The organism is Pseudomonas sp. FW305-28 (assembly GCF_017351395.1).
GTDB lineage: Bacteria > Pseudomonadota > Gammaproteobacteria > Pseudomonadales > Pseudomonadaceae > Aquipseudomonas > Aquipseudomonas fluorescens_AA.
Map to the genome: position 1 here is coordinate 1 of NZ_JACNDD010000069.1, position 25,872 is coordinate 25,872.

22 protein-coding genes, 4 tRNA genes and 1 pseudogene are annotated in these 25,872 nt (G+C 60.9%); 10 read left to right on the forward strand and 17 right to left on the reverse strand.

Going from position 1 to position 25,872, the window contains the following annotated elements:
* From J4E53_RS17025 to J4E53_RS17050, 6 genes and pseudogenes are all read right to left on the reverse strand, one after another.
* Positions 1-1,123: pseudogene (locus J4E53_RS17025) on the reverse strand (type IV secretion protein Rhs); the annotation flags it as partial.
* A gap of 186 nt (positions 1,124-1,309) precedes the next feature.
* Positions 1,310-1,711: an SEL1-like repeat protein gene (locus J4E53_RS17030; RefSeq protein ID WP_103309613.1), complete on the reverse strand. Its 402-nt coding sequence runs from the start codon at positions 1,709-1,711 to the stop codon at positions 1,310-1,312.
* Positions 1,712-2,083, reverse strand: coding sequence for a hypothetical protein (locus J4E53_RS17035; protein WP_003179080.1), 372 nt, complete (start codon positions 2,081-2,083; stop codon positions 1,712-1,714).
* A complete protein-coding gene (locus J4E53_RS17040) occupies positions 2,080-2,421 on the reverse strand; it encodes a helix-turn-helix domain-containing protein (RefSeq protein WP_053124879.1) in 342 nt (113 codons plus the stop codon). Before J4E53_RS17040 ends, J4E53_RS17035 begins: the two co-directional genes overlap by 4 nt.
* A 102-nt stretch (positions 2,422-2,523) precedes the next feature.
* A complete protein-coding gene (locus J4E53_RS17045) occupies positions 2,524-2,979 on the reverse strand; it encodes a YkvA family protein (RefSeq protein WP_060741098.1) in 456 nt (151 codons plus the stop codon).
* Positions 2,980-3,272: 293 nt separating this feature from the next.
* Positions 3,273-3,986 carry an FKBP-type peptidyl-prolyl cis-trans isomerase gene (locus J4E53_RS17050; protein WP_003204577.1) on the reverse strand — a complete coding sequence of 238 codons (714 nt, stop codon included), beginning with the start codon at positions 3,984-3,986 and terminating at the stop codon, positions 3,273-3,275.
* A gap of 269 nt (positions 3,987-4,255) precedes the next feature.
* Between J4E53_RS17050 and J4E53_RS17055 the strand changes: the two genes are divergently transcribed.
* Together J4E53_RS17055 and J4E53_RS17060 are read left to right on the forward strand one after the other, a co-directional pair.
* The gene (locus J4E53_RS17055) at positions 4,256-6,061 is read left to right on the forward strand and encodes a di-heme-cytochrome C peroxidase (protein ID WP_103309612.1); all 1,806 of its coding nucleotides are present in this window, start codon (positions 4,256-4,258) and stop codon (positions 6,059-6,061) included.
* A 31-nt stretch (positions 6,062-6,092) separates the two neighbouring features.
* Positions 6,093-7,229: a catalase family protein gene (locus tag J4E53_RS17060; RefSeq protein ID WP_060741096.1), complete on the forward strand. Its 1,137-nt coding sequence runs from the start codon at positions 6,093-6,095 to the stop codon at positions 7,227-7,229.
* Positions 7,230-7,319: 90 nt separating this feature from the next.
* Here the strand turns inward: J4E53_RS17060 and J4E53_RS17065 are convergent.
* From J4E53_RS17065 to J4E53_RS17080, 4 genes are all read right to left on the reverse strand, one after another.
* Positions 7,320-7,396: transfer RNA gene (locus J4E53_RS17065), tRNA-Asp, on the reverse strand.
* 17 nt (positions 7,397-7,413) lie between these two features.
* Positions 7,414-7,489, reverse strand: a tRNA-Val gene (locus tag J4E53_RS17070).
* Positions 7,490-7,662: 173 nt separating this feature from the next.
* Positions 7,663-7,739: transfer RNA gene (locus J4E53_RS17075), tRNA-Asp, on the reverse strand.
* A gap of 19 nt (positions 7,740-7,758) precedes the next feature.
* Positions 7,759-7,834 (reverse strand) — tRNA-Val (locus tag J4E53_RS17080).
* A gap of 160 nt (positions 7,835-7,994) precedes the next feature.
* On the opposite strand from J4E53_RS17080, the gene rdgC reads away from it, so the two are divergent.
* The 3 genes from rdgC to sugE all read left to right on the forward strand — a co-directional run bounded on the left by rdgC (position 7,995) and on the right by sugE (position 10,458).
* A complete protein-coding gene (rdgC, locus tag J4E53_RS17085) occupies positions 7,995-8,915 on the forward strand; it encodes a recombination-associated protein RdgC (protein ID WP_014339706.1) in 921 nt (306 codons plus the stop codon).
* Between the two features lie 144 nt (positions 8,916-9,059).
* Positions 9,060-10,025 (forward strand): bile acid:sodium symporter family protein, encoded by a 966-nt coding sequence (locus J4E53_RS17090; RefSeq protein WP_103309610.1) that lies wholly within the window; start codon positions 9,060-9,062, stop codon positions 10,023-10,025.
* Between the two features lie 118 nt (positions 10,026-10,143).
* Positions 10,144-10,458 (forward strand): quaternary ammonium compound efflux SMR transporter SugE, encoded by a 315-nt coding sequence (gene sugE / locus J4E53_RS17095; protein WP_003204587.1) that lies wholly within the window; start codon positions 10,144-10,146, stop codon positions 10,456-10,458.
* Between the two features lie 178 nt (positions 10,459-10,636).
* On the opposite strand, the gene J4E53_RS17100 is transcribed toward sugE, so the two are convergent.
* The 4 genes from J4E53_RS17100 to J4E53_RS17115 form a co-directional block, all read right to left on the reverse strand.
* On the reverse strand, positions 10,637-12,511 hold the full coding sequence (locus J4E53_RS17100; protein WP_103309608.1) for an MFS transporter: 1,875 nt from the start codon (positions 12,509-12,511) through the stop codon (positions 10,637-10,639).
* Between the two features lie 81 nt (positions 12,512-12,592).
* Entirely contained in the window at positions 12,593-13,741 is a 1,149-nt protein-coding gene (locus J4E53_RS17105) for a TDT family transporter (RefSeq protein WP_103309607.1), read from the reverse strand.
* Positions 13,742-13,844: 103 nt separating this feature from the next.
* The gene (locus tag J4E53_RS17110) at positions 13,845-14,156 is read right to left on the reverse strand and encodes a cupin (protein WP_060741092.1); all 312 of its coding nucleotides are present in this window, start codon (positions 14,154-14,156) and stop codon (positions 13,845-13,847) included.
* Between the two features lie 69 nt (positions 14,157-14,225).
* A complete protein-coding gene (locus J4E53_RS17115) occupies positions 14,226-15,416 on the reverse strand; it encodes an MFS transporter (protein ID WP_103309605.1) in 1,191 nt (396 codons plus the stop codon).
* Positions 15,417-15,519: 103 nt separating this feature from the next.
* Here J4E53_RS17115 and J4E53_RS17120 point away from each other — a divergent pair, with 103 nt between their 5' ends.
* The gene (locus J4E53_RS17120; RefSeq protein WP_060741090.1) at positions 15,520-16,059 is read left to right on the forward strand and encodes a TetR/AcrR family transcriptional regulator; all 540 of its coding nucleotides are present in this window, start codon (positions 15,520-15,522) and stop codon (positions 16,057-16,059) included.
* A gap of 237 nt (positions 16,060-16,296) precedes the next feature.
* Positions 16,297-19,767, forward strand: a complete 3,471-nt coding sequence (locus J4E53_RS17125; protein ID WP_103309603.1) for a PAS domain-containing hybrid sensor histidine kinase/response regulator — start codon at positions 16,297-16,299, stop codon at positions 19,765-19,767.
* A gap of 146 nt (positions 19,768-19,913) precedes the next feature.
* Here the strand turns inward: J4E53_RS17125 and rmuC are convergent, their stop codons facing one another.
* The gene (gene rmuC / locus J4E53_RS17130) at positions 19,914-21,302 is read right to left on the reverse strand and encodes a DNA recombination protein RmuC (protein WP_162491259.1); all 1,389 of its coding nucleotides are present in this window, start codon (positions 21,300-21,302) and stop codon (positions 19,914-19,916) included.
* A 188-nt stretch (positions 21,303-21,490) separates the two neighbouring features.
* Positions 21,491-21,814 (reverse strand): sel1 repeat family protein, encoded by a 324-nt coding sequence (locus J4E53_RS17135; RefSeq protein WP_060741087.1) that lies wholly within the window; start codon positions 21,812-21,814, stop codon positions 21,491-21,493.
* A 951-nt stretch (positions 21,815-22,765) separates the two neighbouring features.
* On the opposite strand from J4E53_RS17135, the gene J4E53_RS17140 reads away from it, so the two are divergent.
* The 3 genes from J4E53_RS17140 to J4E53_RS17150 all read left to right on the forward strand — a co-directional run bounded on the left by J4E53_RS17140 (position 22,766) and on the right by J4E53_RS17150 (position 25,178).
* Positions 22,766-22,990, forward strand: a complete 225-nt coding sequence (locus J4E53_RS17140; RefSeq protein WP_003204606.1) for a hypothetical protein — start codon at positions 22,766-22,768, stop codon at positions 22,988-22,990.
* A gap of 276 nt (positions 22,991-23,266) precedes the next feature.
* Positions 23,267-23,749, forward strand: coding sequence for a hypothetical protein (locus J4E53_RS17145; protein WP_103309601.1), 483 nt, complete (start codon positions 23,267-23,269; stop codon positions 23,747-23,749).
* Between the two features lie 145 nt (positions 23,750-23,894).
* Positions 23,895-25,178, forward strand: coding sequence for an OmpP1/FadL family transporter (locus J4E53_RS17150; RefSeq protein ID WP_060741085.1), 1,284 nt, complete (start codon positions 23,895-23,897; stop codon positions 25,176-25,178).
* 89 nt (positions 25,179-25,267) lie between these two features.
* Here the strand turns inward: J4E53_RS17150 and J4E53_RS17155 are convergent, their stop codons facing one another.
* On the reverse strand, positions 25,268-25,819 hold the full coding sequence (locus J4E53_RS17155; protein ID WP_103309599.1) for a glutathione peroxidase: 552 nt from the start codon (positions 25,817-25,819) through the stop codon (positions 25,268-25,270).
* Positions 25,820-25,872 lie beyond the last annotated feature (53 nt).

Sequence of the window (25,872 nt, forward strand, 5' to 3'; positions counted from 1 at the left end):
TTTTCAGCGTGGTGTTGCGCTGCGCATCCCAGCGCAGTTGCATACGGCCTTTTTTTACTCCCGCCGCGATGCCCCGTGCCGCCACGGTTTTGTAGCGATCCACGTAGGTCATGAAGCCGTTGACCACCGCGAAGATCGCCTTGACGAAACGCTGCATGGCGTTCAGCAGGGTTGCGCCGTGCCTGGCCAACCGCATCGACAGGTAGGCGATCCCGGCCCCCGCACCGGCAAAGGTCAAGACCACGCCGATCAGCAAGTCGATCACGCACTGCACCACCACGGTCGAGAGTGCTTCGGCCGTGTCGCCGGCGACTTCGCTGGGCGGCAGCATCTCCAGCCAGAGGCTGGCAGTGCGCACCAACAGGCACAGCGCCGCTTCGTCGCTGGCCAGCAGTTGCAGCTTCGCCATCAGCAGCGGCGTGTCTCGTGCCAGTTTCTTCAACTGATCGGCGCTGTCACCCAATCGATCAACAAACTGACCAGGATCCTTGAGAATGTCCGACAACAGGCTGATGCTGTCCCACACACCCTCGATCGCCGCCCAACTGCCGGCGAGCAACCCGTTCCCCACCGCAGCCGCCGATGTCGCCAAGGACTGCCGGGCCCATCGCGGCTTGAAGCCTTGCCACTCACCCCGTAGCCAGTCCGTCAGATCCCGAGTCAAGCCATCGTAGGAAGAAAACAGCGTCTCGATCTGCCCGGGAGACACCTTGTCCTGGACATGAACCCGATAGGACTTGCCCGCCTCCCCCTCGAAAGTCCCGAGCCCCTGGGCGTCCAGGGTCACCGGCGTGACCTTGCCGCTGTTCACCTCCACCACATCCACCACGATGTCGCCCAGCGGGATGTCGTACACCGACTCGAACTTGCTCTCGATCGTCATCACCCCACCCAGGGGGCACTGGACGACCGTGGAGAGGAAATCATCGTCACCGCTGCTGACGACGGTGGTGCTGTCGCCGAAGCGGATCAGCCGCTCCATGCCCATCAGCGAGGGCAAGTCGGCCGCGTGGCTGGCTCGGTCCGCCGCCCGGCTGTACCAGCGCTCAAGTTGGTCGCGGTAGACCGACAGGGTGTCCTTGAAACTGTCGAGTTCCTGCTCGATACGGTTCACCTGCTCCATCAGGGCAAGGCTCGCTCAAGGGCCGGCAGGAAAAAACGGTCGAACATGGGCAGCGTCTCGCAGCACTCAGGGAGCGCGAGACTGTGCCGGGGATGACGGGGGAATTAAGTCAGGGGAACGGGACAAAGGATGTAGGGCGATTCGCTAAATCCGCCCGACTTCGTCACGAATAGCCTGTGGATAACGCTAGCGGTCGCGAGCTTCGAGTGCCTTGAGCTTGATCTCGGCCAACGGATGCCCGGCTTTTGCCGCCAGGGTCCACCAACGTGCCGCTTCGACCGGGTCCGGTGCCTTGCTGGTTGTACCGGCCAGGCTGATCACGCCGACCTGGTAGGCCGCCTTGCCATCACCGGCCAGAGCCGCCAGCCGCAGCAGGCGAACCCCTTCTTCACGGGCGCCCAGCCCTTGGCCGCGAAACGTGAGGATGTACCCATAGAAACTTTGCGCACCGACGTCGCCCAGGTTCGCCATGCGTGAGAATTGGCCCTCAAGCCAGGCCCAACCACGCGCCTGGCGGACGAACCAGGACCAGTGAAACAACCGGCGCGCCAGCCAATAACCGACCCGCGCCTTGAGTCGCCAGAGCACTCAGGCCTCCGCCGACTCGGGGTATTCGTATTCAAACACCCGGACCACTTCCGAAGCGTGCCAGGAGGCGGCAGCCACCCCATCGGAAGGCCCGGAAAAACGCCCCAGGCGCTCAACGCATTCGAAGAAGCCCGTGCGCGGCAACCGGCTCGCGCCTTGGCTGATCACCAGGGAACTGCGCAGCGGCTGTTCTGCCCGAGCGTCCAGCGCCGCCAGGTGTTCAAGGGCCGCAGTCAAGGTCTGCATGGCGGGGCTGGGCAGTTGCAAGCGCTCCAGCAAGGCGCGGTAAGTCAATAAATGGCGTTGGCGACGCGCCTGGTCCAATTCACCCAACAACCCATCCCAATGCTGCCGACTGATGCGTACGCTCACGATTCTTCCCTCCAACCCGGCACCGTCAACTCCCAGGCCAGACTGCGCCGAATCGCGGCATCGGGCTGTCGCTCGCCGCTCTCGATCAAGGCCAGATAAGACGGGCTGATACCTACCGTGCGGGCCAGCGCCTCGATGGCGATGCCCTTCCCTTCGCGTAAACTGCGTAACTGATCCAGGCCAGGGAGAACCTGGCCGGGTGCCGCCGCGTGACGGACTGTCGCTTCCCGCGGCGGAGCTTGATCGATGCCTGCTGCCTTCAACAACGCTTGGTACTGATCCCACGGCAAAACCGCGTACTCGGGCTCTCCATCACGTGTGATTATTTGAATATCCATGTTTACCCCGTAGGACAACAACACTTAGCGAGTCAGCCTTTTTCCTTGGAAGTGTAATCCTAAATGCTGGCTAAGGTCGCGGGGTGATGAATTCTCTGGGGATCAGGACTTTTTCTGCCCTTGGAGCTGGAGTTGTTCCGGGGTATCGGGAAGCCTTTCGACTTGGGCCAGTTTCTCGGGAGACTGCCGATAACGCCAGGCGCGGAATGCCTCGAGTTCAACGTCGAGGGTTTTCATGACCCAGGCCAGCACTGCGATATCGTCGAACATGCCAAACATCGGCAAGATATCCGGAATCGCGTCCAGGGGACTGAGGAAATACATGAGCCCGGCCACCACCGACAGCATCGACTTGGCGCTGACCGCGCGGTATTCGCCCCGCCAGTAAGCCAGGCACAAGGCCTGCAACAGGCGCAGGTCCTCCTTGAGCTTGCCCAGCCGTCCGCCCTCCCGGGCACCTTTGCTGGCGACGGCAAAGAGCAACGTCGGTAATCGACCGCGGGCCAGCAGGCGGCCTGCCAACGGCAGAAATCGCGCAAAATTCCACGGGGCCTTCATTTTTTCTCCCACTGAAATGTTATCCACACAAATTGTGGATAACCTTGTGAACAGAGCTGCATTTCACCGCTGAAGCCCCCGTTTCATAAGGGCCCGGCTTAGATCGGGCGTTTTTTACTCACATAAAAAAACCCAATATTTCATTGACTTGACCGGCTGACTGCGTCTAGCACAGCGCCTGTATTGCCTATGACTGTAGCCTGCCCCGTGCGTTCGGTTTTTTTACCATTTGCCGTAGCCCAGATGCGACAACGCCCCGCATGAGCGAGGCGTTGTCGTTATAGCAGACGCGATTACTTGGCTGCGTCTTCTTTTGCCGGATCCTTGATCGCCAGCAGTTCCAGGTCGAACACCAGGACCGAGTTGGCCGGGATGGCCGGGCTCGGGCTCTGGGCGCCGTAGGCCAGGTCGCTCGGGATGTACAGCTTGTACTTCTCGCCGACGTGCATCAGTTGCAGGCCTTCGACCCAACCCGGGATCACACCGCTGACCGGCAGGTCAATCGGGCTGCCACGCTCGACGGAGCTGTCGAACACGGTGCCGTTGGTCAGCTTGCCGGTGTAGTGAACGGTCACTACATCGGTCGGCTTAGGCTGTGGGCCATCGGCTTTCTTGACCACTTCGTACTGCAGGCCGGAAGCGGTGGTGGTAACACCGGCTTTCTTGCCGTTTTCCTCGAGGAATTTCTTGCCAGCGGCTGCCGACTCTTCACTCATCTTGGCCATGCGCTCTTCGGCACGCTTTTGCAGCGCGGCAAAGGCTTCGACCAGTTCTTCGTCTTTCAGCTTCTGTTCTTTCTTGCCAACGGCATCTTCGATGCCCTGGGCGACCGCTTTGGAGTCCAGGTCATCCATGCCTTCCTGAGCCAGGCTCTTGCCCATGTTCAGGCCAATACCGTAGGAAGCTTTCTGCGCCGGGGTTTTCAGCTCTACGCTGGTCTGCGAGTCGCAACCCGCGAGTACCAGGCCAACCAGGGCCACCGCCGCCGCCAACCGATGCTGTTTCATGCTATTTCCTTGTTCATGCGCCTAAAGGGCAATCGAATAAAGCCGCGAGCTTATCAGGCGGCCACGACCAATGGCTACCGGCATGTGAGCCGCAAAGTGATGATAAGTTCAGGCCCGCAAACGCTTTTTAATCCTGGGCAAATGAAGCATCTGTCATCCGTTACGTACAGGGACACATTGCCGCTCCCCCACAGGCCAAGGGTAATGGCCACTTGCCCGCCGCGCAGCACTGAGGCATAAGGGTTTATCAAAAAAACAAGGACGTTACCGTGCGCCTTCTCTCTCGCATTCTCTTGCTCCTCCTCGCGCTGCTGATCGTCGTCGTGGCCGTGGTGCTTTACTACGTCGCCAATCCTCGCTTGCCGTTCTATACCCCCGTCGAACAGGTGCACTACCTGGATCAATGGAGTGCCGCCGAGCGCCAGACGTATTACTTCACCCCCCAGGGCACCCAGGTCAAAGGCCTGCGCTACGACTGGTTCACCGCCCTCGAATTGCCTTTTTCGCAACAACGCTTCGCTTCGCCGGAGTACCTGGCGCGCTTCGGCTTCCTGATCGATCCGGCGCAGAAAGCCTCGCCTGACAACCCCGGCAACTTGCCGGTAGGGTTCGCCCGGCACCAGAACCCGGGCAGCACCGAGCAGTTCCTGGATATCACCTGCGCGGCGTGTCATACCGGCGAATTACGCTTCAAGGGCCAGGCGATACGGATCGATGGTGGCTCGGCCCAGCACGTGCTGCCTTCTAGTGTTCCTACGCTACGTGGTGGCAGTTTCGGACAGGCATTGGTCGCCAGTCTGGCGTCTACCTACTACAACCCTTGGAAATTCGAACGCTTCGCCCGCCAGGTACTGGGCAAGGACTACGACGCCCGCCACGAAGAGCTGCGCAAGGCGTTCAAGGTTTCCCTGGACACGTTCCTGCGAGTGGCCTGGAACGATACCCATCGCGGCCTCTACCCCACCGAAGAAGGCCCCGGGCGTACCGACGCCTTCGGTCGCATCGCCAATGCCAGCTTCGGCGACGCCATTTCGGCGGAAAACTACCGGGTCGCCAACGCGCCAGTGGATTACCCGCAACTGTGGGAAATATGGACGTTCGACTGGGTGCAATGGAACGGATCGGCCCAGCAGCCGATGGCCCGCAACGTCGGTGAAGCGCTGGGGGTCGGTGCCACGCTGAATTTCTTCGACGCCCAGGGCAAACCGCTGCAGGGCGACGCGCGATACCCTTCCAGCGTGCGCGTGCGCGACTTGAACAAGATCGAAGAAACCCTGCAACTGCTCAAGCCGCCCGTGTGGCCGGAAGCGTTGCTGGGCGCGATCGATAAACCCTTGGCCGCCAAGGGCCGTGCCCTGTTCACCGAAAACTGCGCCGGCTGCCATGTGCCCAAAGTGGTCCAGGGGCCTGACAGGCCGGTGCAGCAATTGCACATGCTGCCTGTGCAGGTGATCGGCACCGACCCGGGCACCGCCAATAACATCGCCGACCACCGCTTCGACCTGACCAGCCTGCAGTGGGACCCGGCCGAACTGGCGAAGCTGGACGTGCAACTGCACCCGACCCCGACGGAACCGCTGGACCTGAGCCAGCTTTCGGTCGCCAAAGGCCTGGCCTACGTCACCGCTTTCGTCGAAAACCGCGCCTACCGCGACGCCGGCGTCACCCCCGTCGAACGCCCGGCCCTGGACGGTTTCGGCCTGCCCATTGGCGTGCGTGAACTGCGCGCCTACAAGGCCCGGCCACTGGCGGGGGTCTGGGCTACGCCACCGTTCCTGCACAACGGTTCGGTGCCGACGATTTATCAGTTGCTGTCGCCCCAGGACGAGCGGGCGACCACGTTCTATAAGGGCAACTTCGAATACGACCCACGCCACCTGGGTTATCGCACCGAAGCGTTCACCAATGGCTTTATCTTCGACACCCGGATTACCGGCAATCACAACAGCGGCCATGAGTTCCGCGCGGGCGAGCGCGGTAACGGCGTCATTGGCCGCTTGCTGCAACCGCAGGAACGCTGGGCCTTGCTGGAGTATTTGAAAGTGCTGGGCGGGCCACTGGAGTCGCAACTGTAATGATGAACCTCACCGGTAAAAGGATGTTGGCATGTTGATCACCCTCTGGCTGCGCCTCGGCGCCTTTTTGGGCAAGACGCTCCTGTGGCTGCTGGGTATCGGGTTGCTCGGCTGGGCCCTGTCCACGGCCTGGTTTGCCTGGCAGCACAAGGGACCGGTCCCGGACAAGGAACAGATCGCACCCGGCGAAGCCGCCATGACCCAGGACATCATCCAGACCGCGATCCGCATCGTCGATCAGCACCGCGAAGGCACACGTTACCTGCGCGACGCCCATGCCAAGGCCCACGGTTGCGTCATGGCCGAGGTCCAGGTGCCGAGCGACCTGCCGGCGCCGTTGCGCCAAGGCGTGTTTGCCGAACCGGGCAAGACTTGGCAGGCCACGATCCGCCTGTCCAACGGCAACGCTTATCCGCAATTCGACAGCCTGCGCGATGCACGGGGGATGGCGATCAAGCTGCTGAACGTACCGGGCAAACAACTGCTTGTTGATCGGCAATCACAGGGCGAGCAGGATTTCGTGATGTTCAATCATCCGAACTTCTTTGTCAGTGATGTCGCCGAGTACCGTCAGAATGTGGCCGCCCAGGCTGACGGGAAGAAGGCGATGGCGTTCTTTCCGAGCCTGGATCCGCGCACCTGGCAGATCCGTCATCTGTTCATCGCCCTGGCAACCCTCTCGCCGGCTCCGGCCAGTCCGACCCAGACCACTTATTTCTCGGTATCGCCTTACAAATTCGGCGAAGCCAATGCCAAGTTTCGCGTCGCGCCGGACCCGGATAGCTGCCCAAGCTATACCCTGCCCCCTCAGAACCAGGACCTGCCGAACTTTCTGCGTAGCGCGTTGAATCAGCAGTTATCCACAGACCGCGTGCCAGCGTGTTTCGTCCTGCAGATCCAACGGCAGGATCCGAGCAAGTACATGCCGATCGAAGACACCAGTATTGAATGGCAGGAAAGTGATGCACCGTTCGAGACCGTGGCGCACATCAAGGTGCCGGCCCAGGATTTCGACACGCCCAAGCTGAACCTGGCGTGCGACAACCAGTCGTTCAACCCGTGGTTCGGCATCGAGGCCCACCGCCCCATCGGCGGCATCAATCGCCTGCGCAAAGCGGTGTATGAGGCGGTCAGCGATTACCGCCACAGCCGCAATGCCGAGCAGTAGCAACGGCCAAATGACAGGCAACAAAAAGCCCGCTCATTGAGCGGGCTTTTTTGTGGTGACCTGGCGTTCAGAGGGCCAGGAAACCGAAGATGGCGCAGCGGACGGGACTCGAACCCGCGACCCCCGGCGTGACAGGCCGGTATTCTAACCGACTGAACTACCGCTGCGCGTAACATTGAAAGCTTGGTGGGTGATGACGGGATCGAACCGCCGACATTCTGCTTGTAAGGCAGACGCTCTCCCAGCTGAGCTAATCACCCTTCACTTTCGATGCGGGGCGCATTCTCTCACAGTTTTCCGTAACGTGCTGATCTAATTAGCAAATTTCAGAAAAAAGAAGCAACGCACACCACAGGAACTGCAAACAGCAAAAAGCCCGCGTTAGCGGGCTTTCCGTGGTGACCTGGCGTTCAGTGTTCCAGGTAACCGAATATGGCGCAGCGGACGGGACTCGAACCCGCGACCCCCGGCGTGACAGGCCGGTATTCTAACCGACTGAACTACCGCTGCGCGTAACACGTTGAACGAATGGTGGGTGATGACGGGATCGAACCGCCGACATTCTGCTTGTAAGGCAGACGCTCTCCCAGCTGAGCTAATCACCCTTCGCTTTCGGTGTGGCGCGCATTCTACGGAGCACTCTTTAAGCTGGCAAGCACTTTTTAAATTAATTTTTTCAGGCCTTCCAAAGGCTTAGCGAAGGGTTGGCCTATGGCGCCGCGAAGAGAATAATGCCCCCCTTTGTATAAAGGAGAGACTCACCCCATGTGGTTCAAAAACCTGCTTATCTATCGCCTGACCCAAGATCTGCCTTTTGATGCCGAGGCGTTGGAAACTGCACTGGCCAGCAAACTGGCGCGTCCATGTGCAAGCCAGGAGTTGACCACTTACGGTTTCGTCGCGCCGTTTGGCAAAGGCGAAGACGCGCCATTGGTGCATGTCAGCCAGGACTTCCTGCTGATCGCCGCGCGCAAGGAAGAACGCATCCTGCCGGGTAGCGTCGTGCGTGATGCCCTGAAGGAAAAGGTCGAAGAGATCGAAGCCGAGCAAATGCGCAAGGTCTATAAAAAGGAACGGGACCAGCTCAAGGATGAAATCATCCAGGCGTTCCTGCCCCGTGCCTTCATCCGCCGCTCGTCCACCTTCGCCGCCATCGCGCCGAAACAGGGCCTGATCCTGGTGAACTCGGCCAGCCCGAAACGCGCCGAAGACCTGCTGTCCACCCTGCGCGAAGTCATCGGCTCACTGCCGGTACGCCCGCTGACGGTCAAGATGGCCCCGACCGCCACCATGACCGACTGGGTCAAGACCCAGAAAGCCGCGGACGATTTCTTCGTGCTGGATGAATGCGAACTGCGCGACACCCACGAAGACGGCGGCATCGTGCGCTGCAAGCGCCAGGACCTGACCAGCGACGAAATCCAGCTGCACCTGAACACCGGCAAGGTGGTGACACAATTGTCGCTGGCCTGGCAGGACAAACTGTCCTTCGTGCTCGACGACAAGATGGTGGTCAAACGCCTGAAGTTCGAAGACCTGCTGCAGGACCAGGCGGAGCAGGACGGTGGCGACGAAGCCCTCGGCCAACTGGACGCCAGCTTCACGCTGATGATGTTGACGTTCGGCGAGTTCCTGCCGGCGCTGGTTGAAGCGTTGGGTGGGGAAGAGATTCCGCAGGGGATCTAAACCCGGCGGATAGCTACCTTGTGGGAGCGAGCTTGCTCGCGATAGCGGTATGACAGCCACCGAGATGTTGACTGACACTCCGCCATCGCGAGCAAGCTCGCTCCCACATGAGTATTGGATGTTCTTAATAATAAGGATCAGGTCATGCGCGCACTGGCTGCATTGAGCCGCTTTGTCGGCAATACCTTCGCTTACTGGGTACTGATTTTCGCGGTGGTGGCATTTTTGCAGCCCGCTTGGTTCATCGGTCTGAAAAGCGCCATCGTGCCGCTGCTGGGCCTGGTGATGTTCGGCATGGGCCTGACCCTCAAGCTCGAAGACTTCGCCGAAGTCGCACGCCATCCCTGGCGCGTGGCCCTGGGCGTGGTCGCACATTTCGTGATCATGCCCGGTGTGGCGTGGTTGCTCTGCCAAGTTTTCCATCTGCCGCCGGAAATTGCCGTCGGCGTGATTCTGGTGGGTTGTTGCCCGAGCGGCACCTCGTCGAATGTCATGACCTGGCTGGCCCGCGGCGACCTGGCGCTGTCGGTGGCCATCGCCGCCGTCACGACCCTGCTCGCACCGCTGCTGACCCCGGCGCTGATCTGGCTGCTGGCCTCGGCCTGGCTGCCGGTGTCATTCATGGAACTGTTCTGGTCGATCCTGCAAGTGGTGCTGCTGCCGATCGTGCTGGGCGTGGTGGCGCAACGACTGCTGGGAGACAAGGTGCGCCATGCGGTGGAGGTGCTGCCGTTGGTGTCGGTGGTAAGCATCGTCATCATCGTCACCGCCGTCGTTGCTGCCAGCCAGGCAAAAATTGCCGAATCGGGCCTGTTGATCATGGCCGTGGTGATGCTGCACAACAGCTTCGGCTTCTTGCTGGGCTACTTCACCGGGCACCTGTTCAAGCTGCCGCTGGCCCAGCGCAAATCCCTGGCACTGGAAGTGGGCATGCAGAACTCCGGCCTTGGCGCGGCGTTGGCGAGCGCGCACTTTTCGCCGCTGGCGGCAGTACCCAGTGCGCTGTTCAGTGTCTGGCACAACATTTCCGGGGCTTTGCTCTCGACGTACTTCCGGCGCATGAGCGAAAAACAGGACCGTGAACTGCTTGCCGGCCGAGCGGTGGACTGACCGAGCGACTTGACCGAACAATCAGCATTGGGCACTCTTGCGCCCAATGCGGGGACGACCCCGCAACGCCATAGTGTTCATTATCCGGGGACGACCCCATCCATCGATGAGGTGTTTGATGTCCTGGATCATTCTGTTTTTTGCCGGTCTGTTCGAAGTTGGCTGGGCTGTCGGCCTGAAGTACACCGACGGCTTCAGCCGCCCTCTCCCCACTGCTCTGACCATCGCCGCCATGGCGATCAGCCTCGGCCTGCTCGGCCTTGCCATGAAGGAACTGCCGCTGGGTACCGCCTATGCGATCTGGACCGGGGTCGGTGCCGTGGGCACGGTGATCGCCGGGATCATTTTGTTTGGTGAGTCGATGGCGCTGGTTCGCCTGGCCAGCGTGGCGTTGATCGTTGCGGGGTTGATCGGGCTCAAGGTCAGCGCCTGAACTTTCCTGCAGGAGCCAAACCTCTGAGGGCAGCAAGGCCTGTGGGATTAAACCTGTGGGAGCAAAGCTTGCTCGCGATGGCGTCCTTGCGATCGCTATCGCGGGCAAGCCTTGCTCCCACAGATCTTGCTCCCCACAGGTTTAATCCCCCAAGCCTTTTGCCCCACAGTTTTTTCGTTTAGCGGACAGTGCCGCGCAAGTCTCCCACCAACACCTGCAAACTCGAAGGCGTTGCCGCCTCTACCGCAACCGCCGAGCCCGCCACCAGCGTCACCCGTGACCAGAACCGGCGAAACAGCCCCTTGGCCGGGTCGCGGCTGAAGAAACTGCCCCACAAACCCTGGAGCGCCAGGGGAATCACCGGCACCGGGGTTTCCTGGAGGATGCGCGTCAATCCGCTCTTGAACTCATTGATCTCACCATCAGCGGTCAATTTTCCTTCAGGGAAAATGCACACCAGCTCGCCGTCCTTCAGGTATTGGGCAATTCGCTTGAAGGCTTTTTCGTAGATCTGAATGTCTTCCTGACGCCCGGCAATCGGGATGGTCCCAGCGGTGCGGAAGATGAAATTCAGCACCGGCAGGTTGTAGATCTTGTAGTACATCACGAAGCGAATCGGCCGACGCACCGCACCACCGATCAACAAGGCATCGACGAAAGACACGTGGTTGCAGACCAACAGCGCAGCCCCTTCATCCGGTATCGCCTCCAGGTTGCGATGCTCCACGCGGTACATGGAATGGCTCAGCAACCAGATCATGAAACGCATGCTGAACTCGGGGACGATCTTGAAGATGTAGGCGTTGACGCCGATGTTGAGCAGCGACACCACCAGGAACAACTGCGGGATCGACAGCTTGACCAAGCTCAGCAAGACGATGGAGACGATGGCCGAGACCACCATGAACAACGCGTTGAGAATGTTGTTGGCGGCGATCACCCGTGCCCGTTCGTTCTCCACCGTGCGCGACTGGATCAGCGCGTACAGCGGCACGATGTAGAAGCCACCGAACACACCCAGGCCAAGGATGTCGATCAACACCAGCCAGGCGTGACCGAAACCGAGCACTTCAAGCCAACCGTGCCCCTCGACGCTGTCGGGAATTCCACCAGAATGCCACCACAGCAACAGACCAAACACAGTGAGCCCGAACGAGCCGAACGGCACCAGGCCGATCTCGACTTTGCGTCCGGACAGTTTTTCACAGAGCATCGACCCCAACGCGATCCCCACCGAGAACACCGTCAGGATCAAGGTCACCACGGTTTCGTCACCGTGCATCCACTCCTTGGCGTAGGCCGGGATCTGCGTCAGGTAAATCGCCCCGACGAACCAGAACCAGGAGTTGCCGACAATCGAACGGGACACCGCCGGGGTTTGCCCCAAGCCCAGTTTCAGGGTGGCCCAGGATTGGCTGAAAATGTTCCAGTTCAGGCGCATGTGTGGCGAGGCCGCCGCCGCGCGTGGAATGCCGCGACTGGCCAGGTAACCGAGCACGGCCACGCCGATGATCGCGGTCGAGACGACGGGGGCGTAATGCGCCGAGGACATCATGATCCCGGCGCCAATAGTGCCGGCCAGGATCGCCAGGAAAGTCCCCATCTCCACCAGGCCGTTGCCACCGACCAACTCTTCCTCATGCAAGGCCTGGGGCAAGATCGAATACTTCACCGGACCGAACAGCGCCGAATGCGTGCCCATGGCGAACAGCGCCACCAGCATCAGCGACAAGTGATCGAACAGGAACCCCACCGCGCCCACCGCCATGATGACGATTTCGCCGAGCTTGATCAGACGAATCAGCGCGTCCTTGGCGAACTTTTCCCCAAACTGCCCCGCCAGCGCCGAGAACAGAAAGAACGGCAGGATAAACAGCAGCGCGCAGAGGTTGACCCAGATCGAGCGGTCCCCCTCGATGGTCAATTTGTAGAGGATGGCGAGAATCAGCGACTGCTTGAAAATGTTGTCGTTGAACGCGCCAAGGGACTGCGTGATGAAGAACGGCAGGAAACGCCGCGTGCGAAGCAAGGTGAACTGCGAAGGGTGACTCATCTTCCATGTTCCTGAGTGGCGTGGACGCTTATTGGAATGAACGTTTTTCGATCCAGGCCACACATTACCTGTCTTTAACGATTATTTCGCCAGCCCCGCAATGCACGGCGACACAAACAACTCACCGTGCCAGGCCCCTGCCAGCGTTCGCCGCGCCACGATCAGCCACATCACCACCAGCATCGCCACCAGGACACTGCCGAACCCACTGAAAAACTCGAGGTGGAGCAGGTCCGCCAGCTTCAGCGTGGTCAGCGCAAACACGCCCAACGGGAAGGTAAAGCCCCACCAGCCAAGGTTGAAGGGGATGCCGGTGCGCAAGTAGCGTGCGGTGATCAACAGCGCCATCACCATCCACCAGAGCCCGAAGCCCCACAGCGTAATGCCCGCCACCAGCCCCAGCCCGGCGGCAATATCGCCGACGCCCGGCAAGCCATTGGCGGCAAAGATCATCGGGGCATCGCCCCCCAGTAACAACATGCCGAGGGCACCGGTGCCGATGGGACCGAGGGCCAACCAGCTAGAAGCGGCCATGTTCTCGTGGGGCAATTTGTGCAAGGCCATGCGCAGCACCAGGATCGTCAGAATGCTGAACGCCAGCGGTAGGGAAAAGGCCCAGAGCACGTAGCTGGTGACCAGCACGATCAGTTGCGAATGAACGTCCGCCAGGTGCGGTGCCAACAGCCCACCGCTGGCCGCCGCGACTTCGGCGGCCACTACCGGCAACAGCCACACGGCGGTCATCTGGTCGATCCGGTGCTCCTGGCGGGTGAACATCAGGAAGGGAATCAACACGCCGCAAGCCAAGGACATCGCTACGTCAATCCACCACAGCACCTCGGCCACCGCCACCACGCCCTCGCCCCAGCGCGGCAGCCCAAACAGCAAAAGGCCGTTGATGAGGGTCGCCAGCCCCATGGGAATGGTGCCGAAAAACATCGAGACCGTGGAGTGGCCGAAAATCCGTCGTGCTTCGTCGAAGAACAACACCCAGCGGGCTGTGTACATCAAGGCGAACACCACGAACAACAGCGTGTTGAACAACCACAAGCCTTCGCCCAAGGCGTGCAGGCCTGGCATCGTCGTCGGCCATTGCGCCAAGGCCAGGGCCAGCACACCGGTGCCCATGACCACGGCAAACCAGTTAGGCGTGAATTGACGAATGGCCTCCAGCGGCCTGGGCAAATGGCTCAAGGGGTGCAAGCGGTTTTTTGCAGCACAGCATGTCATGACGAACTCCTGTCCTCGGTTGAGGTGGAGCCATGCTAGAGCCGGATCAAATATCTATATAACGGTTAATTTCTCTATCTGTTATCTGCTTTATAGATAAAGGTCAGACACTGCCCTCAGTCTCGATCACCAGGATCCTCGCTTCGCCCAAGGGCTTGGCCACATGCTCGGTGCCCACCGAGGCGTAGAAAATGTCTCCGGCGTCCAGCAAGGTCGCTTTTTCAACACCGTCTTCCCGATAGCACATCTGCACTTGCCCATCGAGCACCACGAAGACTTCCTGGCCGTCGTTGATGTGCCATTTGTAGGGCTGATCGGTCCAGTGCAGGCGCGTGGTGATGCCGTTCATGTTGGCGATATCCAGCGCCGCCCAGGCACGGTCACCGGTGAAGGATTTGCTGCGGATGATTTTCAAGAGATCCGTCCAGAATGAAAACTGAGTGCCAAGACTAACCCACTGCCCACGGCACCTGCATGCCTGGTTTCAAGGCCGAACGCCATCGCCGAGCGGTTTTATCGACTGCCGTAACCCCCACAGCGCGGCGACGCACAACACGATCAACACGGCGCCATACCCATCGGTCGTCGGGATCAAGCCGAACACCCGCGTCAGGTTCCCCGCCAGCAGCGACGGCAGGCTGAAGGCCAGGTAACTGAGGACATAGAACGCCGACATCAAGCCGGCCCGTTCGTGGGGCAAGGCCAGCGGCATGAGGCTGCGCAGCGCCCCCAGGAACCCGGCGCCGAAACCGCCACCGGTGACCAGCGTGCCGACGAAGAACAACGGCAAGCTGGCACCATGTACCGCCACCAGCACCAATGCCAGGCCGATCACCAACAGGCTCGCGGACGGGCGCAATATTGTGTCGGCCTCCTGGTTGCGCAACAGGTAGATGGCTGATGCGCCGCTTAGGGTCAGCACCGCCACCAGCGCGCCACCGATCAGATTGGAGGTCGATCCGGTGGCCGCCCGCACCAGCGACGGTGCCAGTGACAGGTAGAAACCACCCACGGCCCAGGCCGCCAGATCCAGTGGCAAGACACGCCACAAGGCCCGCCGCGCCTGGAGTGGCACGTGCAAGGTCGGACGCAAGGACTGCCAGGCACCTGCTTGCGGGCTGACGCTTTCTTTCATGCGCCAGAGGTAAACGGCCTGGGCCAGGAACAACCCCAGCAGCAGCCAGTAGGTCAGTTGCAACGGCAACGGTGCGAACTCGGCCAGCAGGCCACAGCCCAGCGCCCCGCACGCCATGCCCAACAGCGGCGCAACGCTGGTGATCAACGGGCCTTGGCGACGGTCGAAGTCCAGCAAAGCAGCACCCAATACACTGGTGGCCATGCCGGTGGCGAACCCCTGGATCAACCGGGCACCGATCAACCAGGCGACGCTGTCGGCACTGATAAACAGCAGCATCGCCAGTATGTTGAGCAACAGCGCCACGAAAATCACCGGCTTGCGGCCCAGGTAATCCGACAGCGACCCCACGGTCAGCAAGGCCGCCAGCAGACTGAAGGCGTACACGCCGAAAATCAGCGTCAGAACGGCCGGGGAAAACTGTAATTGTTCCTGATAGAGGTGATACAACGGCGTCGGCGCGCTGGACGCGGCGAGAAAACCGAGCAAGGTAAGCGCCAGGAAGATCAGGCTGGCGCGGGTCGAAGCTGGACGGGACATGGGCACGCTCCACAGGAACATTCGCAAAAGCTAATTTTTTGCTTTTGCGGAGTGTGCTACCGGTGTGCGCTTAAAGCAAATTCTTTGTGTTAAGGTCTGACGCATGGCTATTAAAGAAGGTTTACGCCCCGGCGGCCGAAGCGCCCGGGTCCAGGAATCGATTCATTCGGCGGTCCGCGCCCTGCTGCAAGAGCAGGACCGCGCCACACTGACCGTGCCGCAAATCGCTGCGCGCGCCGGGGTCACGCCGTCCACTATCTACCGGCGCTGGGGCGATCTGCCGGCGCTGCTGGCCGACGTCGCCATCGCCCGCATGCGCCCCGACGGCGAACCGGCCGACACCGGCAGCTTGCGCGGCGACCTGCGCGCCTGGGCCGAGCAGTACCTGGACGAAATGAGTTCCGAGCCCGGTCGTAACATGATGCGCGACATCCAGGCCTGCGCCACCCCAGGGTATTGCGTAGGGATCATCAGCCGTCAGTTGCAGATCATCCTGGACCGCTATCCCGATGAACCCAATCCGGGCGTCGAGCGGCTGATCAATGTGGTGGTGGCACCGACGGTGTTCCGCATTCTCTTTGCCACTGCGCCGTTGGAGGCTGGGGAGTTGTATCGGTTGGTGGATATTGCGTTGGGTCAGTAACACCGTCATCGCGAGCAAGCTCGCTCCCACATGGCGTCCAGAACGCTCATAGAACGCGTGTTCACCACAAATCCCTGTGGGAGCGAGCTTGCTCGCGATGAGGCCCGCCCAGACACCTCATTACCCACCTGCGACACCCCACCACGCCTCGACCTTGGTCGACACTGACGAACCCGAGCGGGCATGCGAGACTGTCCTGCCGGGCTCAAGTCCCGGTGTCTTTGTCCGGGAGTTTCCATGTCGTTGTCCAGCGGGCTGATCGCCGTTGTCGCCCTGGCCTATATGGCCATCATGTTCGCCATCGCCTTCTACGGCGACCGGCGCAGCACGCCGCTGCCACCACGGGTGCGGGCCTGGGTCTACAGCCTGTCGCTGGCGGTGTATTGCACCAGCTGGACGTTCTTCGGCGCCGTGGGCCAGGCCGCCGAACAACTCTGGTCCTTCCTGCCTATCTACCTCGGGCCAATCCTGCTGCTGGTGCTGGCGCCGTGGGTCCTGCAGAAAATGGTGATGATCAGCAAACAGGAGAACATCACCTCTATCGCCGACTTCATCGCCGCCCGCTACGGCAAGTCCCAATCCCTCGCAGTGGTGGTCGCACTGATCTGCCTGGTGGGCGTGTTGCCGTACATTGCCTTGCAGCTCAAGGGCATCGTGCTCGGGGTGAACCTGCTGATCGGTGCCGGCGCCGACGCCATGGGCACCCGCGCCCAGGACACCGCACTGATCGTCTCGCTGATCCTGGCGCTGTTCACTATCGTGTTCGGTACCCGCAACCTGGACGCCACCGAACACCACCGTGGCATGGTGCTGGCGATTGCCTTCGAATCCCTGGTCAAGCTGTTCGCGTTCCTGGCGGTCGGAGCGTTCGTGACGTACGGCCTGTACGACGGTTTCGACGACCTGTTCAACCAGGCGATGCTCGCCCCACGCCTGGAGCAATACTGGAAAGAAACCATCAATTGGCCGTCCATGGTGGTGCAGACCGGGGTGGCGATGATGGCGATCATCTGCTTGCCGCGGCAGTTCCACGTGACCGTGGTGGAAAACATCGAGCCCCAGGACCTGCGCCTGGCCAAATGGGTATTCCCTGCCTATCTGGCCCTGGCCGCGCTGTTCGTGGTGCCCATTGCCCTCGCCGGGCAAATGATGCTGCCCAGTTCCGTGCTGCCGGACTCGTTCGTCATCAGCCTGCCGCTGGCCCAGGCCCATCCGGCCCTGGCGGTACTGGCGTTCATCGGCGGCGCCTCGGCAGCCACGGGCATGGTGATCGTGGCCAGCGTGGCGCTGTCGACCATGGTCTCCAACGACATGTTGTTGCCCTGGCTGCTGCGCCGCAACAACGCCGAACGCCCCTTCGAGGTGTTCCGTCAGTGGATGCTGTCGGTGCGCCGAGTCAGTATCGTGGTCATCCTGTTGCTGGCCTATGTCAGCTATCGGTTGTTGGGCTCGACGGCGAGCCTGGCGACCATCGGCCAGATCGCCTTCGCCGCCGTGACCCAACTGGCCCCGGCCATGCTCGGCGCGCTGTACTGGAAACAGGCCAACCGCCGCGGCGTGTTCGCCGGCCTCGCCACGGGGATCTTCCTGTGGTTCTACACCCTGGTGTTGCCGATTGCCGCCCACAGCCTGGGCTGGTCGCTCAGCAGTTTTCCGGGGCTGGCCTGGTTGCACGGCAATCCCTTGAACCTGCCGATCACGCCGCTGACCCAAGGGGTGGTCCTGTCCCTGGCCGGCAACTTCACGCTGTTCGCCTGGGTGTCGGTGCTGTCGCGCACACGCGTCTCGGAACACTGGCAGGCCGGGCGCTTCATCGGCCAGGAAATCAGCGCCCGCCCCAACCCCCGCTCGATGCTGGCGGTGCACATCGACGACCTCTTGCAACTGGCCGCACGTTTCGTCGGCGAAGAGCGGGCGCGGCAAAGCTTCATTCGCTTCGCCTACCGCCAGGGCAAAGGCTTCAACCCGAACCAGAACGCCGACGGCGAATGGATCGCCCACACCGAACGCCTGCTGGCCGGTGTACTCGGCGCCTCTTCGACACGTGCGGTCGTGAAAGCTGCCATCGAAGGTCGGGAGATGCAGCTCGAAGACGTGGTCCGGATCGCGGACGAAGCGTCGGAAGTGCTGCAATTCAACCGCGCCCTGTTGCAAGGCGCCATCGAGAACATCAGCCAGGGCATCAGCGTGGTCGACCAGTCCCTCCGGCTGGTGGCGTGGAACCGCCGCTACCTGGAGCTGTTCAAGTACCCGGACGGCTTGATCAGTGTCGGCCGGCCCATTGCCGACATCATCCGCTACAACGCCGAACGTGGCCTCTGCGGGCCGGGCGAGGCGGAAGTCCATGTCGCCAGGCGCCTGCACTGGATGCGCCAGGGCCGAGCCCATACCTCCGAACGGCTGTTCCCCAACGGCCGGGTCATCGAGCTGATCGGCAACCCGATGCCCGGTGGCGGTTTCGTCATGAGCTTCACCGACATCACCGCCTTCCGTGAGGCCGCACAGGCGCTGACCGAAGCCAACGAAGGGCTGGAGCAACGGGTGGCCGACCGCACCCGGGAACTGTCGCAGTTGAACCTGGCCCTGACCGAAGCCAAGAGTACCGCCGAAGCGGCCTATCAATCCAAGACCCGGTTCCTGGCGGCGGTCAGCCACGACCTGATGCAACCGCTCAATGCCGCGCGCCTGTTCTCCGCCGCACTGTCCCACCAGCACGACGGTTTGCCGAGCGAGGCCCGGCAACTGGTGCAACACCTGGACAGTTCGCTGCGCTCGGCTGAAGACCTGATCACCGACTTGCTGGATATCTCCCGCCTGGAGAACGGCAAGATCAACCCCGACCGCAAACCCTTCGCCCTCAACGACCTGCTCGATACCCTCGGCGCAGAGTTCACGGCGCTGGCCCAGGAACAAGGCTTGAAGTTCCGGGTTCGCGGCTCGAAGTTGCGGGTGGACAGCGACATCAAGCTACTGCGGCGTATTTTGCAGAACTTCCTGACCAACGCTTTCCGCTACGCCAAGGGCCCGGTGCTGCTGGGCGTACGCCGACGCAACGGCGAGTTGTGCCTGGAAGTCTGGGACCGCGGGCCGGGTATCGCCGAGGACAAGCTGCAAGTCATTTTCGAAGAGTTCAAGCGCCTGGACAGCCACCAGACCCGCGCCGAAAAAGGCCTGGGCCTGGGCCTGGCCATCGCCGACGGTCTTTGCCGCGTGCTGGGCCATACCTTGCGCGTACGCTCCTGGCCGGGGCGCGGCAGCGTGTTCAGCGTCAGCGTGCCCTTGGCCCAAACACAGGCCGTCGTACCGGGGCCCGTGGCCGAACCCAACGGTCATCTGCCAAGCGGCGCACAGGTGCTGTGCGTCGATAACGAAGACAGCATCCTGATCGGCATGAACAGCCTACTGACGCGCTGGGGTTGCCAGGTGTGGACGGCGCGCAACCGCGAGGAATGCGAGCGTTGGCTGGCCCAGGGCGGCCGACCGCAACTGGCGCTGGTGGATTTTCATCTGGACGACGGCGAGACCGGCACCGAACTGATGGCCTGGTTGCGCACGCGCATGGGGGAACCGGTGCCAGGGGTGGTGATCAGTGCCGATGGCCGCCCCGAGACGGTGGCCCTGGTGCATGCGGCGGGCCTGGATTACCTGGCCAAGCCGGTGAAGCCGGCGGCGTTGCGGGCGTTATTGAGTCGGCATTTGCCGTTGTAATTCGGGCAAATGGTGCCCTGTGCAAGGTCATCTTGTGGGAGCAAGGCTTGCCCGCGATGGCGGTCTCAAGGATGCCATCGCGAGCAAGCCTTGCTCCCACAAGATAACCTCGCCACAAGTTTCTGCTTCATCCTTGGGGTTGTGCTTCAGCCCTGGGTTTTCTCGCTGGCTTCTTCCGGCAACTCAGGCAGCCCATCCGCATCCGTCATCGCCCGCTCGAGCAAATCGGCAGGCAGGCTCTTGCTCGCCCGGGCGCCGAGCAACTTGAGCTGTTCGCTACGGCTGATCAGGTTGCCGCGCCCTTCTGTCAGTTTGTTGCGCGCGGCACTGTAGGCTTTGTCCAACTGCTGCAAGCGACTGCCGATCTCGTCCAGGTCCTGGATGAACAGGACGAACTTGTCATACAGCCACCCGGCCCGCTCGGCGATTTCCCGGGCGTTCTGGCTCTGGCGTTCCTGCTTCCACAAGCTGTCGATCACCCGCAGCGTCGCCAGCAGCGTGGTCGGGCTGACGATCACGATGTTGCGGTCGAAGGCTTCCTGGAACAGGTTCGGCTCGGCTTGCAGGGCGGCGGAAAACGCCGCTTCGATTGGCACGAACAGCAACACGAAATCCAGGCTGTGCAAACCGTCCAGGCGCTTGTAGTCCTTGCCGGCCAAGCCTTTGACGTGGGCACGCAACGACACTACATGTTGCTTGAGGGCGAGTTGGCCGATGGCGTCATCTTCAGCGGCCACGTACTGCTGATAGGCCGTGAGGCTGACCTTGGAATCGACCACCACTTGCTTGTCGCCCGGCAGATAAATCAACACGTCCGGCTGGAAACGCTCGCCGTCCGGGCCCTTGAGGCTGACCTGGGTCTGATACTCGCGGCCCTTCTCCAGGCCGGCATGTTCAAGCACCCGCTCCAGGATCAATTCGCCCCAGTTACCCTGGGTCTTCTGGCCCTTGAGCGCCCGGGTGAGGTTGGTGGCTTCGTCGCTCAGGCGCAGGTTCAGTTGTTGCAGGCGCTCCAGCTCCTTGCCCAGGGAGAAGCGTTCCCGGGCCTCGGCCTGATAACTTTCTTCAACGCGTTTTTCGAAGGACTGGATGCGCTCCTTCAGCGGATCGAGCAACTGGCCCAGCCGTTGCTGGCTGGTTTCGGCGAAACGCTGTTCACGTTCGTCGAAGATCTTCCCGGCAAGCTCGGCGAACTGCGCCCGCAGCTCGTCTCGCGAGCCTTGCAGGTCATCCAGCCGTTGCTGATGGCTTTCCTGCTGCTCACGCAGTTCGGCCTGCAACGACGCCGCCTGGGCATCGAGCCGGCGCAGCTCGGCTTCCTTGTTGGCACGCTCGAGGTTCCAGGCGTGAGCCGCATCCCGGGCATTGTCGCGCTCGATCTGCAGCAATTCGACCTCACGGCAGGCCGCGGCAAGCTCGGCCTGCTTGGCGGCGTTGGCCTGGCTCAGATCGCTGATTTCATCGCGGCAGGCATCGAGCTGGGCGTTGAGGCCATCGTGGGCCATGTGGGCCGTGGCCAGGCGCTCCTCCAGCAGGGCCAGTTCGGTCTGCGCGGCGGCGGCTTGGCGTTGCAGGTGCCAGGCCAGTGCCAGCAACGGCACCGCAGCGCCTGCCAGGCCAAACAACAGGCTGGTCAAATCCATAGCCATGACAATTCCTGCCGATCAAATAAAGCCCGAAGGTTAACCAAGCGGCTGGGGGTTGCCCAGCGCAGTCTTCGTTTTCAATCTTCGATTTCACCAAGGGCCCGGCGGGCACGATCATCGCCGGCCCGGGCGGCCTGGCGCAGCAGGTCGTGGCCGATGCGTCGATCCCGGGCGTTGCCGCATTCTCGGCACATCAACTGCCCGAGACGACTTTGAGCGGCCACCACGCCTTCACGGGCCGGTTGCTTGAGCAAACGACCAGCCAGGTGCTTGATGCTGGGGCTGTCCCCCAGCCGCGGGCTGTCGAGCAGCCACTCAGCTACCCGCATCGACATACGTTTGGGTGGGGTAACACCAGAGGGCGTGGAGGTAACAGGATTTGATACTGAGCGAAACTTCATAAAACACTGTGGGACAGATCGGAAGGCGCGCCACTCTACTCCTTTTTTCGTACGGGTAAAGTCGAAAAAAAACCGGCACGCCCGTGCTAGAGCAAGCGCTTGGGACAATCCACAGAAGCTGTGGATAACTCAGTGGACAACCCCCCCTTAACTCGCGCAAAGCCCTGTGGAACGGGGCCTGCGCTCAAACTGACGATTTTTTCACCAGTAAAAAAAAGCGATGTTTTTCATTGACTTAAATTTTGGATACAGGCACCTACCCCGGATTGTTTCGACATGACAGTTCGGTGACAAGTGGTGCAGCGAGTGTGCACAAGTAACAGCTGAACGGGTTATAACGCTGCGTTTTTTTGGCACAACGGGCGGTAAAAGCTGGGGATAACCTCTGGCCGTGCATTGCAGCAACGGTGGCGTGGGCGCACTTGCAAGCGTCGGTTCCTGTGCTACGGCAGGCCCCCACAGCGATTGAGTGCCCACTTGAATATTTTTTAACCAATACCCTTCCCTTCACCGGTTCGATCCGTTAGTATCCGCAGCGTTAGTACCAAGCTGAAAGTCAATTCCGGGTCGAACACATCTCCACGGTCAGCCATCCTCCCAAGGACGCCTCACCGAAAAAAGGAGACCGGCCCCCTCGATGGTTTCCAGGTAAATCTTGCGCCAACACAGCCTTTGATCGAATGCAAAGGGTGTTGCCAGGCTCATTACTCTGACCGAACCAACCTGCAAAATTGATCAGGATCTTCACCCCGGGCCCAGAACCTTTGCCCTCGATGTGTTGCCTGCCCTCCTAAGTACCTACCTGCCAGCCCAAGCGCGCACTTATATAGCGCTCAAACTGGCTGCTTTGTTCCAGTCGGGTTCTTCGTTCGACCAATGGTGGTCGACGTTACTGGAACGTTTTAACGTTGCACGGTTCTTAACCGTGTCATTTGCAGGAACACCCATAACATGTCTACCCAAATCCACGCACAGGATGCTATCCGCACCCTCACCAACGCTTTTGCACCGATGAACTGCCTGATCATGGCCGCTCGCAAAGGCTGCTTCAGCTTCACACTGGTCAACGAACACGGCATCGCCCGTCACAGCGAACGCCTGTACCCCGACCAGTACTCCAGCGCCGAACCGCTGCAGGCCGTGATCGAGCGTACTCGCCAGGCACTGGTTGCCTGAGACGCCAGAAAGGCTGAAACCCCAAAGGCCCCGCCCAGAAAGCGGGGCTTTTTATTGCCCGAAATTTCTCGATGAAGCGAAACGGCGTAAGCACCAAGGGATATAACAGTTATAACCGTTCGCTGAAGATGTTTTAAAAACAGTCCTTTACAGCGGGAATATGACACTACACTTCAAGTCAAGCGGCATGATCCGCTTCCGGCGGGGCCTGGACCGATCCACCGCTGCCAAGCCCACACTCTTCAGGCTCCGCCCCTTTCACACTTCGAGGGTTTTATGGGTATCGCTGCCAGCGAACTGTGTCGATATGTGATCCGCCCGACGCTCCTCTACCTGGAGCGTCACAGCGCAACCGCGGAATCCTTGTTGCTGGGCATTGCCGCCAGCCAGTCCGCCCTGGGTTCGGCCCTGCATGATCGACGGGGGCATGGCCTGTATCGCATTACCGAGCCCCGACACCAGGCACTCTGGGACCATTACCTGGCACGAGATCCGGAACGGGCCAGCCTGGTGCGCGGCCTGGCCAGCCAGCATGCCTTTCTCAGCGGCCCGCACCTGGAATTGACCGTCAATTTGCGCTACGCCACCGCCATCGCCTGGCTGCTGGTGGAGGAACAGAATACCCCGCTTCCCGACGCCGACGACCTGCTGGGCATGGCCCGCATCTGGCGCCAGACCTTTCATCCCCAAGGGCGCCTGCGAGATTTCACCTGCGCCTGGCAACGCTGTGTTTCGCCGCTGAATCAGATCGCTTGCTGAATGGGAAATTTGGAAACTTCCTACAACGGTCGCGAATCTGGTCGGATTGTCCTACAAAACCGCTCTAAATCAAGCCATACAGGCTATAGCGCTTGAGGGAAAATGTTGGTAATTTTCGCCCCGGTGATCACCAGGAGTTCTAACAATGAAAAAAATGATGCTCAAAACCACCCTTGGCCTTGCCGTTACCTTGGCATCCACGCAACTTTTCGCCAGTGGCTTTGCCTTGAACGAACAAAGCATCAGTGGCATGGGCACTGGTTTCGCAGGTCGTTCTTCCTCTGCCGATGACGCCAGCACCGTGTTTGGCAACCCTGCCGGCATGTCGCGCCTCAAGCGCCAGCAAGTCACCGGTGGCTTCGCCGCCATCGATGCTTCCACCGATATCGACGATGCCAGCGGTACCCAGTCCGGCACCAACAAGGGCGACATGGTTCCGCTCACTGCCGTTCCGATGGGCTACTACGTCAAGCCTATCGATGATCAGTGGGCTTTCGGCCTGGGTGTCTACGCACCGTTTGGCTTGATCACCGACTACGAAAATGGCTTCCAGGGCCGTAACTTCGGCAGCAAGAGCGAAGTGAAGGTCGTCACTTTCCAGCCAACCGTCAGCTATGCCTTCAACGACAAGGTATCGATCGGTTTCGGCCCGACCATCAACCGTATTTCCGGCTCCCTGGAATCGGATCTGACCTCTCCCCTGTCGCCGAATGATGGCAGCGTGAAGATCAAGGGCGACGACATTGGCTACGGCTACAACATCGGCCTGCTGGTCCAGGCGACCGACACCACCCGTGTCGGCCTGACCTATCACTCCAAGGTCAAGTACAAGCTCGAAGGCCACACCGAAATCAGTCCTGGGGCTGGCACACCTCCCAGCCTGCTGAATGGCGCGCGCTACGATGCTTCGCTGGATATCACCACGCCTGAATCGGTGGACTTTTCGGTCACCCAGCAAATCAATGATGCCTGGACCGTCTACGCGGGCAGCACCTGGACGCGTTGGAGCCGCCTGAAAGAAATCACCGTGAACAACGACGGTGTGACGCCTGCAACGGGTGGTGCTTTCGCGCCTGGCTTCTTCAGTTCCATTACTGAAGAACAGAACTGGCACGACACCTGGGCCTACGCCATCGGTACCTCCTACCAGCTGAACAAGCAGTGGGTACTGCGTACCGGCCTGACCTTCGACCAGGCACCGACCAACAACGCTGACCGCTCGCCGCGTATTCCTACAGGCGACCGGACCATCTTCAGCCTGGGCGCCGGCTGGAGTCCGACCGACGACCTGACCATCGACGTGGCTTATTCCTATCTCAAGGAAGAAAAAGTCAACGTCAGCGGCAGCAATGCCCTCGGCCAGTCCTACGACGCCAAATACGAAAACAGCGCCAACGGTTTCGGTGTCGGTGCAACCTACCGCTTCTGATGTTTCACGGCGAACCTGAACCCCTCGCCAGCTGAAGCGAAAAAAAGCCCTGCACTCTACAAAGAGGCGGGGCTTTTTCGTGGCAGGCGTCAGGGCTTGGAGGCGATAGCAGCCTCTACCGCCTTGATGAAATCGGGATCGTCAGGCTTGATCCGGCTGGAAAAACTGCCAACGACCTTGCCCTGGCGGTCCACCACGTACTTATAGAAATTCCATTTCGGCGCACCGGACTGTTCGGCCAAGTGCTTGAACAGCGGTATCGCATCCGCACCCCGCACCGGCTGCGGTTCGGTCATGGTGAAGGTCACACCGTAATTGACGTAACAGACCTTGGCGGTTTCAGCCCCGTCCTTGGACTCCTGCTTGAAGTCATTGGACGGTACGCCCAACACTTGCAACCCTTGGCCCTTGTAGCGCTGGTTGAGCGCTTCGAGGCCCTTGAACTGCGGGGCGAACCCACAGAAGCTGGCGGTGTTCACCACCACCAGAGGCTTGCCGGCAAAGCGCTGGCACAAATCAATGGTTTCCTTGGCCCGCAGCTTGGGCAACGAACCCTCCAGCAACGGCAGGCAATCGGCAGCCCAGACTTGCCCGGTCACAGCCAGCAACAGGGCGGGAACAGCAAACCAGCGCATCAACATGTCGGTATTTCCTTAAAGCATGTCAGACCACGACGTTACTCCGCCATGCCCGC